The 13,170-nt window shown below is 68.9% G+C and carries 20 protein-coding genes and 2 pseudogenes; 8 read left to right on the top strand and 14 right to left on the bottom strand.

What is annotated here, in order from left to right:
- Positions 1 to 136: 136 nt before the first annotated feature.
- From ACZ56B_RS06750 to ACZ56B_RS06730, 5 genes are read right to left on the bottom strand one after another with little or no spacing between them, the layout of a single operon-like run.
- On the bottom strand, positions 137 to 391 hold the full coding sequence (locus ACZ56B_RS06750) for a hypothetical protein (RefSeq protein WP_468786991.1): 255 nt from the start codon (positions 389 to 391) through the stop codon (positions 137 to 139).
- The gene (locus ACZ56B_RS06745) at positions 388 to 582 is read right to left on the bottom strand and encodes a hypothetical protein (protein ID WP_468786989.1); all 195 of its coding nucleotides are present in this window, start codon (positions 580 to 582) and stop codon (positions 388 to 390) included. The genes ACZ56B_RS06750 and ACZ56B_RS06745 overlap by 4 nt, the downstream gene beginning before the upstream one ends.
- Positions 579 to 791, bottom strand: coding sequence for a hypothetical protein (locus ACZ56B_RS06740; protein WP_468786987.1), 213 nt, complete (start codon positions 789 to 791; stop codon positions 579 to 581). Before ACZ56B_RS06740 ends, ACZ56B_RS06745 begins: the two co-directional genes overlap by 4 nt.
- Positions 788 to 1,246: a hypothetical protein gene (locus tag ACZ56B_RS06735; protein WP_468786985.1), complete on the bottom strand. Its 459-nt coding sequence runs from the start codon at positions 1,244 to 1,246 to the stop codon at positions 788 to 790. The genes ACZ56B_RS06740 and ACZ56B_RS06735 overlap by 4 nt, the downstream gene beginning before the upstream one ends.
- Positions 1,247 to 1,260: 14 nt before the next feature.
- A complete protein-coding gene (locus tag ACZ56B_RS06730; RefSeq protein WP_468786983.1) occupies positions 1,261 to 1,551 on the bottom strand; it encodes a helix-turn-helix transcriptional regulator in 291 nt (96 codons plus the stop codon).
- On the opposite strand from ACZ56B_RS06730, the gene ACZ56B_RS06725 reads away from it, so the two are divergent.
- A complete protein-coding gene (locus tag ACZ56B_RS06725) occupies positions 1,550 to 2,482 on the top strand; it encodes a helix-turn-helix domain-containing protein (RefSeq protein ID WP_468786981.1) in 933 nt (310 codons plus the stop codon). The genes ACZ56B_RS06730 and ACZ56B_RS06725 overlap by 2 nt on opposite strands.
- Here ACZ56B_RS06725 and ACZ56B_RS06720 read toward each other — a convergent pair.
- Positions 2,466 to 3,968: a recombinase family protein gene (locus ACZ56B_RS06720; RefSeq protein ID WP_468786979.1), complete on the bottom strand. Its 1,503-nt coding sequence runs from the start codon at positions 3,966 to 3,968 to the stop codon at positions 2,466 to 2,468. The genes ACZ56B_RS06725 and ACZ56B_RS06720 overlap by 17 nt on opposite strands.
- Positions 3,969 to 4,010: 42 nt before the next feature.
- Here ACZ56B_RS06720 and ACZ56B_RS06715 point away from each other — a divergent pair.
- The 5 genes and pseudogenes from ACZ56B_RS06715 to ACZ56B_RS06695 form a co-directional block, all read left to right on the top strand.
- Positions 4,011 to 4,616 (top strand): annotated as a pseudogene (locus ACZ56B_RS06715) (ATPase, T2SS/T4P/T4SS family); the annotation flags it as partial.
- Positions 4,617 to 4,630: 14 nt separating this feature from the next.
- The gene (locus ACZ56B_RS06710) at positions 4,631 to 5,497 is read left to right on the top strand and encodes a type II secretion system F family protein (RefSeq protein ID WP_468786977.1); all 867 of its coding nucleotides are present in this window, start codon (positions 4,631 to 4,633) and stop codon (positions 5,495 to 5,497) included.
- Positions 5,494 to 6,288, top strand: coding sequence for a type II secretion system F family protein (locus ACZ56B_RS06705; RefSeq protein ID WP_468786975.1), 795 nt, complete (start codon positions 5,494 to 5,496; stop codon positions 6,286 to 6,288). Before ACZ56B_RS06710 ends, ACZ56B_RS06705 begins: the two co-directional genes overlap by 4 nt.
- Before the next feature lie 92 nt (positions 6,289 to 6,380).
- A complete protein-coding gene (locus ACZ56B_RS06700; RefSeq protein WP_468786973.1) occupies positions 6,381 to 6,590 on the top strand; it encodes a DUF4244 domain-containing protein in 210 nt (69 codons plus the stop codon).
- Positions 6,577 to 6,768: pseudogene (locus ACZ56B_RS06695) on the top strand (hypothetical protein); the annotation flags it as partial. The gene ACZ56B_RS06700 and the pseudogene ACZ56B_RS06695, both read left to right, overlap by 14 nt.
- Positions 6,769 to 7,082: 314 nt before the next feature.
- Here ACZ56B_RS06695 and ACZ56B_RS06690 read toward each other — a convergent pair.
- The 6 genes from ACZ56B_RS06690 to ACZ56B_RS06665 all read right to left on the bottom strand — a co-directional run bounded on the left by ACZ56B_RS06690 (position 7,083) and on the right by ACZ56B_RS06665 (position 10,657).
- Positions 7,083 to 7,733, bottom strand: a complete 651-nt coding sequence (locus ACZ56B_RS06690) for a hypothetical protein (RefSeq protein WP_468786971.1) — start codon at positions 7,731 to 7,733, stop codon at positions 7,083 to 7,085.
- 79 nt (positions 7,734 to 7,812) lie between these two features.
- Complete coding sequence (locus tag ACZ56B_RS06685) at positions 7,813 to 8,415, bottom strand: hypothetical protein (protein ID WP_468786969.1); 603 nt, start codon at positions 8,413 to 8,415, stop codon at positions 7,813 to 7,815.
- 79 nt (positions 8,416 to 8,494) lie between these two features.
- Positions 8,495 to 9,025 (bottom strand): hypothetical protein, encoded by a 531-nt coding sequence (locus ACZ56B_RS06680; protein ID WP_468786967.1) that lies wholly within the window; start codon positions 9,023 to 9,025, stop codon positions 8,495 to 8,497.
- Positions 9,026 to 9,042: 17 nt separating this feature from the next.
- Complete coding sequence (locus ACZ56B_RS06675) at positions 9,043 to 9,411, bottom strand: hypothetical protein (RefSeq protein ID WP_468786965.1); 369 nt, start codon at positions 9,409 to 9,411, stop codon at positions 9,043 to 9,045.
- A 570-nt stretch (positions 9,412 to 9,981) separates the two neighbouring features.
- The gene (locus tag ACZ56B_RS06670; RefSeq protein WP_468786963.1) at positions 9,982 to 10,416 is read right to left on the bottom strand and encodes a hypothetical protein; all 435 of its coding nucleotides are present in this window, start codon (positions 10,414 to 10,416) and stop codon (positions 9,982 to 9,984) included.
- 4 nt (positions 10,417 to 10,420) lie between these two features.
- Positions 10,421 to 10,657 carry a hypothetical protein gene (locus ACZ56B_RS06665; protein WP_468786961.1) on the bottom strand — a complete coding sequence of 79 codons (237 nt, stop codon included), beginning with the start codon at positions 10,655 to 10,657 and terminating at the stop codon, positions 10,421 to 10,423.
- A gap of 349 nt (positions 10,658 to 11,006) precedes the next feature.
- Between ACZ56B_RS06665 and ACZ56B_RS06660 the strand changes: the two genes are divergently transcribed.
- Positions 11,007 to 11,171: a hypothetical protein gene (locus ACZ56B_RS06660; RefSeq protein ID WP_468786959.1), complete on the top strand. Its 165-nt coding sequence runs from the start codon at positions 11,007 to 11,009 to the stop codon at positions 11,169 to 11,171.
- Between the two features lie 107 nt (positions 11,172 to 11,278).
- On the top strand, positions 11,279 to 11,485 hold the full coding sequence (locus tag ACZ56B_RS06655; RefSeq protein ID WP_468786957.1) for a hypothetical protein: 207 nt from the start codon (positions 11,279 to 11,281) through the stop codon (positions 11,483 to 11,485).
- A 184-nt stretch (positions 11,486 to 11,669) separates the two neighbouring features.
- On the opposite strand, the gene ACZ56B_RS06650 is transcribed toward ACZ56B_RS06655, so the two are convergent.
- Positions 11,670 to 11,813, bottom strand: coding sequence for a hypothetical protein (locus tag ACZ56B_RS06650; RefSeq protein WP_468786955.1), 144 nt, complete (start codon positions 11,811 to 11,813; stop codon positions 11,670 to 11,672).
- A gap of 83 nt (positions 11,814 to 11,896) precedes the next feature.
- On the bottom strand, positions 11,897 to 13,078 hold the full coding sequence (locus tag ACZ56B_RS06645; RefSeq protein ID WP_468786953.1) for a hypothetical protein: 1,182 nt from the start codon (positions 13,076 to 13,078) through the stop codon (positions 11,897 to 11,899).
- Positions 13,079 to 13,170: the final 92 nt, after the last annotated feature.

The following is a 13,170-nucleotide window of genomic DNA, read 5'->3' as shown; positions in this document are numbered from 1 at the left end:
GGGAGGGAAAAGAGGGACCCCCAGAAGGAGGGGGAAGAAAAGAAAAATAGCGGGTTGTGCGGAGAAAAGAGGGGGTCAAGTTTTTCGCAGCAGCGGGGGGTGTTGGCCCCCCCGGGGGGGCCCCCCCCACCAGCGGTCAGGCGGCTCTGCGCTTGGCCTGGGCGATCTCGTCGGCGGCCGCGGTGATGCGGGTGCACCAGTTCCGGGCGGCCGTGATGACGGTCAGCGGGCTGGGCTGGGCCTCGAGGTCGTGCCGGATGGAGTCGAGGACCATCTCGTGGAGGGCGCGTTCCTGCTGCCGCTGCACGTACAGCTCGCCTTCGTCCGGTGCGACGGCGTCGAGGTCGACGGGTTTGTTGACGGGCCAGCGGCCGGGGATGCGGTCGTTCACGACGTCGCCTCCTTGCGATGGGCCGGCCAGCCGGGGCCGGGCGGGATCTCGGGCAGGCCCTGCAGGGCGCGCGGGGTGTGGGCGGGGCAGCGCAGGCCGGGGACGAAGCGGCGGACGCCGTCGACCTCCTTGCAGTGCCGTCGTTCGGCGCCGATCCAGTGGCGGCACTCGGGCCGCATCTCCTCGGTCACTTCGCCTCCTTGGCCATGGCGGCGACGACGGGAGCGAAGATCGCCCGGAGGGTCGCCTTCTGCTCGATCGTGAGGGGCGGGGCCTCGGCGGTGTTGCGCTCGATGCGCTCCCAGTACGCGCGGTTCCGGGCCGGGTCGTCGAAGCGGACCGGCCGGGCCGGGGGCGCAGCTACGCCCCCAGACGCCGGCGTGTTCTGCGGGGCGCTCACGCCTGGTCCTCGTCGGTGAAGCTGTTGACCAAGCGGGCGACGGCGCTGACGCGCTCGATGGGGTCCTGTCCCTTGGGGACGACGACGGCCCGCTGACCGTCGTCGGTGAGAGCGGCGAAGGCTATGAACTTGTCGCGGTACTCGAGGGCGAGGTTGGCGACGTCCCACTCTTCGAGGTGCAGCTGGTGCTCGGCGACGATGGCGCGCAGGGTGTCCTCGGCCTCGTAGACCTGAGCGAGGCGCTCGATGGCGTCCAGCTTCGCTCGGGCCTCGGCCACCATGCGGAGCAGCCGGGCCGGAACGACCTCCTGCAGGTCGGTCAGGTTGCCCAGGGTGCTGGCGACCAGCGTGGGCTGGCCGGTGTCGGGGTCCGCCATGACCTCGGCAGTGAGGTTGGCGGAGATGGACTGGACAGGCAGGGTCGCCGACGCCGTTGTCGGTACGATGTGCTGCATGAGCGTCTCGTTTCTTACTTGCTGGTAGGTGCGGATTGCTCGACAGAGGCGGCCGGCTGGACCCCGGCCGCTTCGTCGTTTCCGGTGGCAGACGCCCCGGACTGGACCTCCGGGGCGGTGCCGTGGCTCGCCGTCGCGGCGAGCAGCTCTTCGTCGAACTTCTGGATTGCGGGCGCCGGGTACAGGAACCGGCGGCCGACCTTGGTGCCCTTGGGGCCGTAACCGATGTGTCGCCAGTACCGGACCGTGCTGGGCGCGGTGCGGTATCGGGCGGCCACCTCATCGGTGGTGAGGTAGTGCTCCATGGCCAACCTTCTCAGGGATGCGTCACGAGTGATCCGTGATGCCTATGGAGGATGCACGCCTGTTCGGCGGCTGTCAACCTTGCCAGGGCTCAGCATGTCGGTACTCTTCATCCCCATGAGGGATAAGCGCGAGTCAACGCAGTTCAACGCCACAGGGCGCGAGCCGATGGCGGAGCGGTTGCCGAAGGTGCTAGCGACGCGCCTACGTTCTGCGCGCAGGGCGGCAGGGCTGTCGCAAGGTGCTGTTGCTGCGGCGATGGGTGATCGCGGTTTTTCGTGGCGACAGACAACTGTGGCGAAGAGCGAGGCTGCAGACAGGCCTGTGACGTTCGCTGAAGTCGCGGCTCTATCGCAGATCTATAAGCGCGATTTCGAGTACTTCATGTACGCGGGAAGTGACCTAGACGTATTGCTGGATGACGCCAAAAAGGAGCTAGAAAGCATCACTCATTCGCTCTCGGAAACCGCAGAAATGCTTGCGTCCCTTAAGAGCGATAGGAGGTTCTACGAATGCATGTCTGGCGTGGCTGCAAGCATCATCAGGTATCGAAACATGGGCGACTCTGGACCGCTTCTCGGTGACTTCCGCATGCTGATCAAGCGCTATGGCTACCTGTGTCTGACCGTGACCGAGGTCTATGAAGCCATCGAGGTCACAGAGAAGCAGTTGCGCGAGGTAGACCAAGTTTCCCTGAGGGAATCGGCTAGGCAGGAGATGGGCCGATATGACTACCTGGCGATTATTAAAGGGCAAGAGGGTGAAGTCCCCAACCTTATGAAGGGGGTAAGTGACTTTCTTGACGGGCAGGATGTCTCGGAGTCGGTCCTTAGCGTCCTGCGTGAGGGGTCCGGGTGGGCGGATACGGCGACATCTCTATTGGTGGACATTATTGTCGAAGCAGTCGATACCCAGATCAGTGCAGGGGGTTAGCATCGCGTTTCCACTGGAACACCACAGCGTCATAGTCGAAGTACCCCCCGTCCGGCATTCGCCCGGGTCGGGGGGTTTTCAGTGTCACGGTGACCAGGGCCCGCAGCGCGTTCCGCTTCCGCTCGAGGTCGAGGGCCTTCCACGCTGCCCGCACATCCGGCGCACCCACCAGGCCGGCCAGAGGATCCCGCGTCGCCGCGCGCGCCAGCTGCCGGGTCACGCCCTCCAACTGTGCCCGCGCGGTCTCCATGCCTTCGGTGAACGCGTCCAGCTCCAACTGCCCGGCGCCGAACAGGCCGCCCAGGTCCCGCATCCGCTGCCGGATCCGCTCGCCCTCCGCCTGCAGGCCGGCCACGTCCACGCCCTCCGGGGCAGGCTCCAGCAGCTCGTGCGCGTCCGGCCGTGACAGTACGTCGATGACCTGGTCCTCGACGTACTGGTCGACGAGCTCGGCGCGCCGGCCGCCGCCGTGCCCGGTCGGGCACTTGTAGCTGGGGTGGTTCCGGCCGCCGGACTGGGTGACGGTCATGCCCTTGCCGCACCCCGCGCGGCCGCACTCGTACAGCAGCGACCCGAGCCACTTCGGCTGGGCGCCCGGGGTCGTCGTGCGGGCGGGGTCCTTCAGGATCGCCACGACGGCCCTGTACTTCGCTTCGTCGACGATGGGCTCCCACTGCCCGCGGCCGACCTCCTCGCCCCTGTAGACGGCGATTCCGGCGTTCCTGGGGCGCAGCAGCATGTCCCGCATGTCGGTGTGTGTGACCGGGTTCCCGCGGGTCGTGGTGATGCCCTTGTCGGCGCACCACTTCACCAGGGACCGGATGGACCCGCCGGCCAGGATCTCGTCCGTCCAGTACCGCAGCGCCTCCGCCTCTTCGGGCACGGCCTTCAGCATGTCCAGCGCGGGGATCTCGGTCTCCTCGCCGGTCTTCCGGTCGACGACCGTGCGCATCTCCCCGGTGGGCAGGCCCCACCCGAACGGGCGGATCCCGCCCATCCACTCCCCGGCGAGGGCCTTCTGCCGCCGGGCCCGGGCCACGCGCTCGCCCTTGTGCTCGGACTCCTGCTTGGCGACGGCGCCGAGAATGCGCGCGGTCATGCGGCCCGACGGGGTGGAGAGGTCGATCGCGCCCGCCTGCACAGTGTGGGTCGAGACGCCGCGCCTTTCGCACAGGTCGATGTAGTCGTCCAGCTCGCGCGTTGACCTGTGAAGCCGATCGGTGTGCCAGGCGATGACGATGGTGGCAATGCCCTGGTCGAGGTCGGCGAGCATGCGCTGGTAACCCTGCCGCCGACTGCTCTTCTTGTAGGCGCTCACGTCGTTGTCGACATAGACCTCGACGACTTCCCAGCCGTTTCGTTCGGCGAGGGCTTCGCAGTCCTGGCGCTGTCGCTCAATACCGAGGCCGGCGCCGGTACGGTCCTGGCTGATGCGGCAGTAGATGACGGCGCGCGTCTGGGCGCCCCCCGCTGGAGTGCTCTTCATGGCGTGAGTGTGCCTCAGTAGTGGTGTTTCTGTCGCCAGTTCGGGAAGACGACCCTGCTGAGCGCCCTGCTGGGGCTGGTCGGGCCGGACGAGCGGATCGTGCTGGCGGAGGACTCGGCGGAGCTGCGGCCCGACCACCCGCACGTCGTGCGCCTGGAGACCAGGCCCGCCAACCAGGAGGGCGCGGGGCTCGTCACCCTCGAGGACCTGGTGCGGCAGGCGCTGCGGATGCGGCCGGACCGGCTGGTCGTGGGCGAGGTGCGCGGCGCGGAGGTGGTCCATCTGCTGGCCGCTCTCAACACGGGCCACGAGGGCGGCTCCGGAACCGTCCACGCCAACGCCGCCGCCGACGTACCGGCCCGGCTGGAGGCGCTCGGCACGGCCGCCGGGCTCGACCGGTTCGCGCTGCACAGCCAACTGGCCGCCGCCCTCTCGGTGGTGCTGCACCTCGTCCGCGACCGGGCCGGACGGCGGCGGATCGCGGAGGTGCACGTGCTGGAACGGGACCCGTCGGGACTGGTCCGGACGGTGCCGGCGCTGCGGTGGGGGCCGGAGGCCTTCGTCCGCGAGCGGGGGTGGGAGCGGCTGCGGGGACTGCTCCGGATCACGGCCCCCGGCAGCGGACCGCGAGAGGGGGCCGGGGGGTGAACGGGACGTTCGGGATGACGACCGGGGCGCCGGCGGGCGCGGCCGCGGTGTGCCTGGGGATGGCGGCCTGGCTGTGGGGCGGCGGGCGGGCCGGGGCCCGGCGGGCGCGCTTGCTGCTGGCCGGCGGGGCGGCCGGGAACGGACCGCCGGGGTGGACCCGCGCGGCCCACCGGTGGCGGCGGGCCCGCGAGCGGTTGCACGCGGAGTGGTGGTCGTCGGCGGCCGGAGTGGTGCTGGCGGTGCTGGGCGCGTCGGTGCTGCCCGTCGTCGCGGGGGCGGCCGGGGTGCCCCTGCTGCGGCGGGTGCGGCTGGCCGCCCGGGAGCGACGGGTGCGCGAGAACCGGGAGGACGCGGTGATCGCGTTGTGCGGTGCGCTCGCCGGGGAGGTGCGTGCGGGGCGGCAGCCGGGTGCGGCGCTGCTGACCGCCGTGCGGGACTCCGGCGGGCTCGGTGACGCCCAGGCGGCCGTGCTGGCGGCGGCGCGCTTCGGCGGGGACGTGCCGGAGGCGCTCGCGGCGGCGGCGGGACAGCCGGGGGCCGAGGGGCTGCGCGGCCTCGCCGCGTGCTGGCGGGTGGCGGTGGACCAGGGCGCCGGACTCGCGGACGGACTCGACCGGCTGGAAGCGGCGCTGCGGGCCGAACGCGACCGGCGCGCCGACCTGCGCGCCCAGCTGGCCGGCGCCCGCGCCACGGCGGTGATGCTCGCCGCGCTCCCGGCGGTGGGTCTGGCGCTCGGTACCGCCCTCGGCGCCGACCCCTTGCACATCCTGCTGCACACGCCGTCGGGGCTGGGCTGTCTGGCGGCCGGCGGGGTGCTGGAGGGACTGGGGACGTGGTGGGCGCTGCGGATCGTGCGGGGTGCCGAGGAGGTGGCGCGGTGAACGGGGACGTCGTCCACGGGCTGGGAGCGGTGGTGGGGGCGGTGGCGGCGCTGGCGTGGCCGGCACGGTGGTGGCACCGGAGGCGGCACGAGCGGAAGGTGCGGCGGCGACTGGCCGGGGTGCTGGCCCTGGAGCCGGCGGCGGCAGCCCCACGCCTCAGGGTGCCGGACACCGTGCGGGCCCGGCTGCCGCACGCCTGTGTGGCGTGTGCCGGCTGGGTGCTGGTGGGCGGCCTCGCCGGGGCCGCCGCGGGGGTGGCCGCCGCGGCCGGACTGTGGTGGTGGCGACGGCGGCGGGCGGCGGACGGTCCGCCGGCGGGCGAGCGGGCGCGCCTCGCGGCCGGGGCGGCGCGCCAACTGCCGCTCGCCGCCGACCTGCTCTCCGCCTGCATCGCGGCGGGCGCCGGCCCGGTGGCGGCCGCGCAGGCCGTCGGAGAGGCCTTGGGCGGACCGGTCGGCCGGGCGCTGGCGCGGGGCGCGGCGGAGGTGCGGCTCGGCGGTGAACCGGGTGCGGCGTGGCAGCGGCTGGCCTCGGTACCGGGTGCCGTGGCCCTGGCCCGCCTGCTGGAACGGGCCGACGTGTCCGGGCTCCCCCTGTCCGCCCCCGTGGCCCGGCTCGCCGCCGAGGCCCGCGCGGAGTGGGTGCGCGCGGCGACGGTACGGGCGCGGCGGGCGGCCGTCATGATCAGCGCCCCGGTGGGGCTGTGCTTCCTCCCCGCGTTCGTCGCGGTCGGCGTGCTGCCCGTGGTGATCGGGCTCGCGGGCGGGGTGCTGGGAGGCGGTGGTGCCTGACGGGGGGTGACCGGGCGGCCGGTGAGCGGGCCGCGCGGACGGGTGGGTTTCCCACGGTGTTTCCGACAGGACCTTTCCTCAAGGGAGTTGCGATGTATCAGGCGGTGCGGGCACGGCTGCGTGCCCTGGTGTGCGAGGTGCGTGCGGTACGGAGGGACGCGGGGATGGTGACCTCCGAGTACGCGATGGGGATCGTGGCGGCGGTGGCGTTCGCCGTGGTGCTCCACAAGGTGGTGACGAGCGGGCCGGTCGGCGCGGCACTGCGCGGCATCGTGCAGCAGGCACTCGATGGCCGGATGTGAGCGGAATCGGGACCGGGGATTCGTGACGGCGGAGTCGGCCATGGTGCTGCCCGTACTGGTGATGGTCGCGACGGCGCTGGTCTACGGACTGCTGGTGGTGGCGGCGCAGATCCGGTGTGTGGACGCCTACCGGGCGAACTTCCAACCGAGTGGAGTTCGTTTCTCTCTTAGGCCCGAGCAACCTGTCAAGAGTCCGTTATCGGATCGTTACCAAACTTGATGAGTCGGTCTGCTTGCTCGACCGGCCAGCCGGAACCGAAGCCACTGCACGCCGCTCCTGCGGCTCACTGGCGCATGCGTGGTGCGTGGCTCAGTCGTCCTCCCGTTCGGCCGTCACGCGGCCGTCTGGCGTCACGCCCTGCCTGCCCTGCCTGCCCTGCCGCTTGACCGACCGGCCGCACCGGGGTGGGGGTATGACCCCTTGCGCACGGCCTTCCGGATCGGCACGTCATAGCAGCCGAGTTTCCGCCACGGTTTCAGGGTCGATCAGAGCTACCTGATACGGAAGGGTCCGACGTAAATCGGCATACGCCCGATCGCCTCGACCAGGGCTCGCGACCGTTCCCCAGGTGATGCAGACACCTGGGTGACTTCGACCAGCGGGAACCTGGCCAAGGTCACCGGATTCTCATCGCCGTCAACGAGAACCGTCATCACGACTTCCTGCCCCTTGCTGAGAAGTGAGGGGAGTACGTCAACCCAAGTCTCTCCGTGAGAGCGAAGGCCCACGGTCGTCCAGCCAGCGGTGTCGAACATGGGGCGGATGCTCCCGGCGGGGGAAGTCGTCACTTCCAGGATGGTGCAGACCGGGGTGCCAAAGTCGAACCGTAGTGGTTGGTTGTCGTGGAACATGGCAGCGGTGATGTCCCGCCGACCCGAGTTGGTGATGACGAGCTCGACGATGCGCGGAGATGCGAGCGGCGCACCGTGGAAGGTGACGGCGAGCGCAGAGTCCTCCGACGTGCCTGGCACGCTCATGAGAGGGGTGTTGGAGCGAACCCACCAGTTGAGCCGCCGCTTTGGGTTGCTGGACCTGAACGCCGCCCAAGCTGCGAGGACGCCCACCGCGATGCTTACAGCGATCGTGATGACGAACTGCCACCACGAGCCGGATTCCCACCAGTCCCCCGCCAGAGTGTCCATGGCCGGAAGTTACATCATCGCCGTCATCTCATAGGAACTTCATCGGAGTTTCACCTGGCTGTGGGCGTGAGCAAGCGGTTCAGCTTGTCGCCTCTTCGGCCGTGAACGACTCCGGCTCGTAGCGCTTCATGGTCTCCCGGCGCATCGCCTCGTACTCGGCCTGAATCGCTTCGGGAGTTATCCCCCGCTTCTCCATCATGGGGTGCATGACCTGTTCAGACAGATGCTCGTCCGTCTGGGTGAACAGTCGGCAGTCCGCCTTCAGGTCCGCGCACATCGAGGCCCGACCTGCCTCGGTGATCATCTCGTGTGCACGCTCACGCCAGAAGTGGTGGACCAGGTAGTTACGCCGCTTCAGGCTCTTGGTCAGCTCTTCGAGGAGTTCGGGGTAGGCGTTGACGTAGGGCTCGGCACGCTTGATGAGCTTGCCCATCATGTCCTTGAACCCTTGGTCCCAGGGGTCACGGATGAGCCGTTCCCCCTGCTCGTCCGCCGTGATCAGCTTGGCCATGGCTAGGGCGTTCACCAGCCCGTGTTCCAGGACGTTGGCCTTGTAGATGGCCAGACCGAAGAGTGCGTACGTGGTCTTCTCGTCGGTCCCGTTGTCGTACTCGTCGTCCGGCTCGGGCTCCGGCTTCTCGCGCCAAGTCGGCTCATGCCGGACTACATAGAGTTCGTCCATGCCCCCAGTGTGGAGGCAACGGCAAACCAACCCATAGCGATTTTGCGGGACTTGGCCGCTCCTTTCCGGCCCAGGCTGGTCACGCGGCCTCCTTACCCGGTCCCGGAAGGGGCGGGACGTCGTTACCCGTCAGCACATCCGCGAGAGGCACGCCGGTACGGCGTTGCCCCTGCCAGCGGTCGAGCCGGACGTGACAGGGCTTCGCCAGTGGGGCGTACGCCTCCAGGTCTGGCGAGTAGCGGAAGCCTTCGGAGCCCTTCGCGGTCGACACCTTCTCGGCAGGGCCGATGCCCAGGTACGCCCACTCCTCGGCTTGCCTGCCGCAGCCGCACGCGCACGGCCACTCCTTGGCGGCCCCATGCTCGGCTTTGAGTCTGTGGTGAACGGCGGTGTACGTAGCGGCGTTGCCCGTCCAGCGGGGGTGAGTGGTGCCCTTCCAGGTCGGTATGTTGTTCGGCTCGGAGATCGGCTTGTCGGCCTTCACGTCGCCGGTGCGGCGGTAGCGAAGGTAGTGCGTGTGACACAGGCCCTTGCCGCGATGTGGCCTGCTGCATGCTGGGACGCCGCACATCTTCCGGCCGTCCTTCGTGATGATCGCTTCATAGGTCACTGGTCTGTCTCCTTCGATCAGGCGGCGAGAGCGCCGTAGGCGAAAGCCCACCCGCGAGAGATCCACGGTTCGGCTGTGGTCGGCAGGGATGCGCCGGTCAGAGTGAGGCGGACGGTTGCCGTCGCGTAGGTTGGTCGACCGTTGGCGGACAGGACTTCGATGCCGTCGACGGTCCCGAGACCTTCGGTCTCGACGGACGGCAGAGAGAGACGGTCGAGCTGCCTACGGAAGTCCGAGGGGGAGTCGGTCACCTCCATGCGGAAGTACACGGCCAGGTGGCCGTCATGGCCGATCACGTCGGCTTCGTAGACACGGGCGGACGGCAGGTGTTCCGCGACGGTCCGAGCGAGGCGGAAGGCAGCGTGATGCATGCGTGAGTGGATCAACGAGGGGACTCCTTCGAGTGAGTAACCGACGGTCTGAGGACCGGGCGCTTCGCGCGCCGGGAACAGACGGTCGGGGGGTTGCGGAACGCGGGGGGAAGCCGCGACTTGCGCCGCGTGAGCGGCGTGTCAGGGGAAGGCCAACGGCAGGTGAACAGGTATGCCGGCTGGCCGGTAGCGCCGCCTTCCGGCGGCGACAGAAGAGAGCCGGTAGGCCAGTGGCAGGCAACGGCAGAAGGAAGCCGAAGCATGGCGGCGCGTAAGCGACGCACCAGCGGAAGGCCGGTAGACGACTCGGCGAGAACCCTTCGCCGTTGCGAGTGAGCGCCGGTGGCGCTCGGCGTGGGAGCTTCGCTCCGAGCCGACGCACTGTGCATCGGTAGACCGGTAGGCCAGTGAGCGGGAAGCCATAGCGGCCCCATACGGGGCCGACATCGGAAGGCCGGTCTCCGTGTCTCGGTCTACGTCAGGTACGACGTGACGGGTCCCGCGGAGCGGGGGTCACGGAGTCCTGTTCTTCTGGCCATAAGTTCGCGGCTGGCCGGTGGCTCCTACTCTGGCCATAAGTTCCGGTCAGCCGGGATCGTCTAGCCAGTCGTCGCGGTCGACCCATCCGCACCACTCGGCGGAGGCATCGCCAGGCAGCAGACGGAAGGTCGTCTTCGCTCCGCGCTTGCTGCCTGTCGTCTCGACCTCCAGCCAGCCGGCATCGGCCAGCAGCTCGACGCCGCGCTCCGTGAAAGCACGCGCCCGTCCCGCCCTGTCGCGCACGCCTACGGCGTCGGCGAGCGACCGCCAAGGGACGGTCACCTGTGAGTCTTCGCCGCACAGCCGGGCGAGCTGCCGCGCCACGGCGGCCCCGCTTCGCCGGGGCACGCTCTTGCTCACCTCGGCGAACCAGTGCGCCGCCTGGCCGGTCGGGGGGTTGTGCTCGGCGGCCATCGGGAAGCCGCGCTTCCGCAGCTTCGCCCGGCTCTCTTCGATGTTGGGGAACAGGTCTTCGAGCATCGCGTCACCCGAGCCGCTGATCACGGATCGGCCGGGTGAGCTGCCAGGCGTCATACCCGAGGCGGGAGAGGAAGCCTTCCTCTTGGAGCTGCCGAAGCCCGTCTTCGAACTCCTCGGCCGGAAGGTCGCACTCCTCGGCCAGCCTCTCGGGAGTGAGCCGGAACGGCAGGCTTGCCGGGATGGTGAGACACGGGGACTTGTAGGCGATCCACGGGCGGGACTCTTCGGGGATGCTTCGCACGGATGCGACCTCCTTACGGTGGCCGGGCACGGAGGCCCGGCAGGGTTACGGGAGATCGCCCCTTGCGCTGAGGGACTGCCGGACACTTTGCGTCCGGGTGGGTGGCGAGCAGTGCGACCCTTGGCTAGCTGCCCTCCCCGAAGGGGTAGGGGTTCCGATAGCCAGCTCTACCGCCGTTACCGGCGGGAGCTACGGTTACCGCTCCTCAGTGGAGCGGGATGGAAGTCCTACATGACGGGAACTGCCCCGTCACTTGGGTAATCAGTGAAACTTCCGGCGAGCAGCGGGCAAGTGCCGTATCGTCGGGATCGGAAAGGAGAAGATTACCTTACTAGTAAGGATTTAAGTAATGGTAATCCTCCAACACTTGGCGGTAATCAGTGCAGTCCTCGCGGCTGCGCTGGTGGGCTACGAGCGGATCATCGAGCGAGTCCCCCGCATCGCCAAGAAGACTGTCACTGCGATCCGGTCGTTCCAGGAAGTAAGGGATGCGATCAGGTCGCGGCGACAGTGATCTACCCGTCGCCCCCGTCGATCTGATGGGGGCGACGGCGTTCCGGCCCTAGTGTTGGGCGAAAGGCGGCCCTGTCGCCTGCTCTGTCGACCGACTAAGGGGGGCTCATGGCCGAGAAGGAGTGGAACGCCGCGACCGGCAAGTGGGAGATCGACGGCGTACCGATCACGTACAGAGTGACGTGGACGAACATCGACACCGGCGAGGACCACGTGAGGTCCTTCAACGATGTCGACCAGGGTTACGACTTCTACCAGATGATGCAGCGGGATGCGTACGCCATCAGGGTGACTTGGGCTCACGTTCCCTGGTGATCAGCCACGCTCAGCCTGACGGTCGGCTGCTCGCTCGGTAGCCGTCAGGCTGCGCCGCCCTTTCAACCGGTTTCGGTTCTCCTGGGTGAACGACAGAGGGAGCCCCGAAGCGCTCGCGTTGTACGTGAAGTGGTTGACGTACAACACGTCATCGGGACGTGTTCGACGTACGCGGCCGGGACGGTCAGCCCTGGTGCGTGCCGGACTGGCCGGAGGCGTCCAACAGGTCGGCGATACCGACCGTGAGCACTCGCAGGGCCGGGATGTAGGCGGCAAGCGCGAAGGTGAGGCAGGTCAGGTCGAACGGGGTCACGGTCACTCCAGTCATCGGGTTGGACAGCCTTCCTGGTGTCCAACGCCCTTGCCGGACAGGGCGAGTGCCCGGCAGGGACGTTGAGCGTCAGGAGACCGTCACGCCGTGGGGAGCATGTTCGACGGGAGCACGGGGCCGGTGTTCCGCACGCGCCCCTTCGGGGCCGTCTTGGTGGCCTTGTGCTCGGGGTCGCGGGAGAGGACTTCCAGCCGGACCGTCCGGCCGAGCGAGACTCCGTGGGTGCCGCTCGGCACGGCGGTGAACACGTCTCCTCGGGTCACGTCCGCGGCCTTGTTGACCACGCCGAGGCAGGGCAGGAACTTGCCCGGCATGCTCTCGATGGCGTCGGCGAACGCGCGGGAGAGATCGGCCTGCGTGAGCGTCCCGCGCGGGGTGAGCGCGTAGGTCGCCTCTACGACCGTCGTGCGGAGGCCGGTGCCGTCCGTGCTCGATCGGTGCTCGGTCTTGGTCGGCTTGATGTAGTAGGCACCGGAGGAGAACGCGCCGCCAGGCTCGGCGATCCCGCCAGCCGTCCGCATGCCGTTCTTGAAGGTGACCGAGTCCCCGATGGTCATGGTGAAGTGTCCGATGCCCTGTCCGATGTGGTGGTCCGAGGGCTCGCCGGCAAGGGTCGGGACCGGGTCGTGAGCGGCCAGGTTCTGGATGGTCACCACGTCCTCTCGGGACGTGCCGGTGACGGTCACGCCGGACTCGTAGAAGTTCCAGCCGCGTCCGCGGATGGCCGCCTTGATCTGCTCGGTGTCCAGGTTCTTGAAGTGCGCCGCCTTGAGCTGTCGCAGCTCGACGCTGCCGACGTGGCCACCCTTGCCGCTCGGCCCGCCGGAAAGCTGCCGCACGATGATGAGCGGCTTGGTCGGCTCGAAGTCGAGCCGAACGTTCGCAGCGGTCGCGTACACATCGGCGTACGGGAACAGTTCCTCGATGACCGGCGAGAGCAGGTCGGCGAGTCCGGTGTCACTCTGCACCGGGTTCTTCTTCGCCATGGTCAGCTTGCGCTCGACGCCATCGGCGATCAGCCGCGTGCGCTCGACGTTGGCCAGGGCGGCGGAGAACTCCTCGGCGGTCGCCTCGGCCTCTCCGCGACCGAACGCGGCTCGAAGGCTGTTGGCCTTGCTCTCGGCCTGCTCTCGGTCGGTGGCCGCATCCTCGGCGGCCGTGGTCAGCTTCGGAAGGTTGGCCGCGTACTCCTCGACCTTCTTCGCGTGCTCGGTCTCGGACTTCTTCAGGATGTCGGCGGTCTTCTTGTCGGTCACGGTCACTGGGGGTTTCTCCTTCGGGTATGAAGAAAGCCCGTCCAGGGCTTTCCTGGCGGACTTGCATGGTCTTGCTTTGGGTTTCCTGTGGAACGCTG

The sequence above is a fragment of the Streptomyces sp. NPDC034670 genome (genome assembly GCF_055574875.1).
Note: the sequence above shows the minus strand (reverse complement) of the source record. Positions and strands in the feature narration are given on the sequence as shown.